We start from the raw sequence: 3,788 nt of genomic DNA, 5'->3' as shown, positions 1-3,788 counted from the left end.
ACCGTAGCGCAGCACCTGTTCGCCGCAGATCACGGCGACGGCATCGGGGCGCGCCGCCGCGTGGCGGGCGATGTGCGTGTGCACGGGCAGGGCCTCGCCGGCAGGCGCCTCGCCCTGGCCCAGCGCCAGCAGGCTGCGGTGTTCGGACTCGTCAAGCAGGTCCACCGCATCGAGCGATTGTTCGGGCGCGTCGGCCAGCCGGCTCAGCAGCCGCACGTAATGGCGCGCAAGCCGCTCCGCCGTGCCGGCGTCGAACAGTTCCGCGGCATAGTAAAAGCACGCATGGACATGGCCGTCGCTGTCCTCGCGGGTATCGAGCGTCAGCTCCAGCGCCGTGGTGCGCTCGCCTACCGGCGCGCTTTCCAGGTCGAGGCCGGGCAGCGCAACACGCGCGGCGCGGTCGCCGCGGCGGTGGTTGTGCACCACCTGGAACAGCGGGTGGTAGCTGACGCTGCGCTCGGGCTGCAGCGCCTCCACCAGTTGCTCGAACGGCAGGTCCTGGTGCGCCTGCGCGCCCAGCACGGCTTCCCGGGTCTCGCCGAGCAGCGCCGACAGGGACTGGCTGCCGCCAACGTGCGCGCGCACGACCTGCGTGTTGACGAACAGGCCTACCACGCGCTCGGTTTCCATGCGGTTGCGGCCGGCCACGGGCACGCCCACGCACAGATCGCGGCTGCCGGTGTAGCGGTACAACAGTGCCTGGAAGCCGGCCAGCAACGCCATGAACAGCGTACCGCCGCTGGCTTGCGCGCGTTCGCGCAGCGCGTGGGCAAGCCTGTCGGGAAGCTCGATCTCGCAGCGCTGCGCACGGTAGGCGGCCACCGCGGGGCGCGCACGGTCGGTCGGCAGCGCCAGCACGCCAGGGGCACCGTCCAGCGCCGCGCGCCACCAGGCGAGTTGCCGCGCCTGCTCGCCGGCCTCGAGCCAGTTGCGCTGCCACACGGCGTAGTCGGTGTAGCCGATCGCCTGGCCGGCCTGCGGCAAGGGCTGGCCGAGCCGATGCGCGCGGTAGGCCGCCGCCAGCTCGTCGATCAGCAATTGCATCGACCAGCCGTCCGAGACGATATGGTGCATCGCCAGCACCAGCAGATGGTCCCGCGCGCCCAGGCGCAGCAGGTGTACCCGCAGCAACGGCGCGCTGCCCAGGTCGAACGGCGCCTCGGCGATCGCCGCCGCATGCGCATCGGCGCCGCCGGGGTCGGCCGACAAGTCGGTCAGCGGCAGTTCAATGCTGGCTGCCGGGCGCACATGCTGCCGCACTGTGCCGTCGACATCGTCCAGGAATGCCGTGCGCAGGGCTTCATGGCGCTGCACCAGCGCGGCAAAGGCCGCCTGCAGGGCGCCGATGTCGAGTTCGCCGTGCAGCGCCACGCGGCTGCTGATGTGGTAGGCCGCGCTGTCCGGCGCGAAACGGTGCAGGAACCACTGGCGCTGCTGCGCGTACGACAGCGGCGCGTGGTAGCCGGCCGGGGCATCGGGCCGCGGCAGCGCGGGGATCGGCAGTTGCGAGAATGCGATGCCTTGCTCGGCCATCTTGTCGAGAAAGGCGCGGCGCTGGGCCGGCGCCAGCGTGGCAAAGCGCGCGGCCAGCCGGGCCGCGGTATTGGCTTCGATCATTCAGACTGACTCCAGGGTATTGGCGAACGCTTCCAGTTCCAGCAGGGCGGCTTCATCGGCATGGCGTTGCTGGGATGGCAGCGCAGCGGCCAGTTCGGCCAGCGTGGCGGCGCCGAACAGCTGTGCCAGCGGCACCTCGATGCCCAGTTCGCCCTGGATCCGGGACAGGAGCTGGACGGCCAGCAGCGAATGGCCACCCAGTGCGAAGAAGTTGTCGTGGCGGCCTACCGCGGGCACCTGCAGCAGGGCTTGCCAGATGCCGGCGAGACGGATCTCGAGCTCGCCCTGCGGCGCTTCCCGCGCCGCGGCCGCGGCGGGTGCGGCGGCGTGCGGGGCCGGCAGCGCCTGGCGGTCCAGCTTGCCATTGGCGGTGAGCGGCAGCGCATCGAGCAGCACGATGGCGGCCGGCACCATATGCGGCGGCAGGGTGGCGGCCAGGGCGCGGCACAGCGCGGCGGGATCGGGCCGGGCATCCGCTTGCGGCACCGCATAGCCGACCAGTTGCATGCCGCCGGCAGCAGGCGCGGCGACTACCGCGGCCTCGCGGACCTGCGGCAGCGCCGCCAGCTGCGCCGCCACTTCGCCCGGCTCCACGCGGAAACCGCGGATCTTGACCTGGTCGTCGACGCGGCCCAGGTATTCGAACACGCCGTCGGCGCGGCGCCGCACGCGGTCGCCGGTGCGGTACAGGCGCGCGCCGTCGCCGGCGAACGGATCGGGCACGAACCGGTCTGCGGTAGACGCGGCACGGCCAAGGTAGCCGCGCGCCAGCGCGGGGCCGCCGATATAGAGTTCACCGGCGATGCCGTCGGGTAGCGGACACAGCTGGGCGTCCAGCACGCAAGCGCGGGTGCCGGGCAGCGGTTGCCCCAGCGGCAAGCCGGTGCCTGGCTGCGCCGTGGTGCCGGCCGCGTGCACGAGCACGCCCACGGTGGTCTCGGTCGGCCCGTAGTGATTGACCAGCCGGCACGCCGGCCGGGCCGCGTGGAGGCGCGCGCGCAGCGCCGCGTCGGTGGCTTCGCCGCCCAGCACCAGGGTGTGTCCGGGCAGCACGTCGGCAAGCGCCACCCCGGCCGCCTGCGCGCCGTCGAGCAAGGCACGCAGGTGGCCGGGCACGATCTTGAGCACGCCGATGCGGTGCTGCGCCATGTAGCGCGCGAAGGCCGCGGCATCGAACACGCAGCGGCGCGCCGGCAGGTGCAGCGCGCCGCCGCTGGCCAGCGCGCCGAACAGCACCGTGTGGCCCAGATCGGCCGCGGGCGTCGACACCATGGCCATGCGCGACGCCGGCGCCAGCGCCAGTTGCGACAGCACGCCGTGCAGGTAGTGGGCCAGCGCCGCGTGCGAGATGCCCACGCCTTTCGGCCGCCCGGTGGATCCCGAGGTGTAGATCACATAGGCCAGGTGGTGCGGATGCAGCTCCGGCGAAGGGTTGGCGTGCTCGCCGTCATACAAGGATGGCGCGCTCAGGTCGATCACCGGCACGGCCGCCGGCAACGGCGCGATGACGTCGGTCCGCTGCACGAGCAGCATCGCCACGCGGCTGTCCGCGACCATGTAGGCCAGGCGGTCGGCGGGATAGTCCGGGTCGAACGGCACGTAGGCGCCGCCGGCCTTGAGGATGGCCAGCAGGGCGACGACCATCTCGACGGAGCGCTCGGCCAGCACGCCCACGCGCACATCCGGCCCCACGCCCTGCGCGGCCAGTCGATGCGCGAGGGCATTGGCCCGCCGGTTGAGTTCCCGGTAGCCCAGTTCCTCGCCATCCGCCGCCAGTGCCACGGCTGCCGGTGTCGCGGCCGCATGGGCTTCGAAGCGATGGTGTGCCAGCCGGGCCGTGGTTGCGGGGACGGCCAGCGGCGCGTCAGCCCCGGCCAGGCTGACGCGGCCCAGTGGCCTGGCCGCATCCGCGGCCATCTGGCGCAGCACCGCAAACACGCCGTGCGCCAGCGTGCGCGACTGCGCTTCGCCGAGCACGGCGCGGTCGAAGCGGCAGGTCAGGCGCAGCGTGTCGGTGTGGGCGAACACCAGCGCCAGCGGATAGTTGGTCTCGGCCCGATTGCCGATACCGGAGAACGACAGCCCGGCCGGCGCGCGGCGCAGCGCCGCGTCGACCGGGTAGTTCTCGAACACGACGATCGAATCGAACAGGGCCTGGCCGCCCAAGCCGG

The 3,788-nt window shown here is 72.8% G+C and carries 2 protein-coding genes; both read right to left on the bottom strand.

What is annotated here, in order from left to right:
- On the bottom strand, positions 1–1,617 hold a 1,617-nt coding region (locus tag U9J39_RS29295), incomplete at its 3' end, for a condensation domain-containing protein (RefSeq protein WP_326348787.1).
- Positions 1,618–3,788 (bottom strand): amino acid adenylation domain-containing protein (locus tag U9J39_RS29290; protein WP_326348786.1); only part of this gene is annotated, 2,171 nt, incomplete at its 5' end. It lies immediately after the preceding gene.

Source organism: Cupriavidus sp. SS-3, assembly GCF_035818815.1.
Lineage (GTDB): Bacteria > Pseudomonadota > Gammaproteobacteria > Burkholderiales > Burkholderiaceae > Cupriavidus > Cupriavidus taiwanensis_C.
Note: the sequence above shows the minus strand (reverse complement) of the source record. Positions and strands in the feature narration are given on the sequence as shown.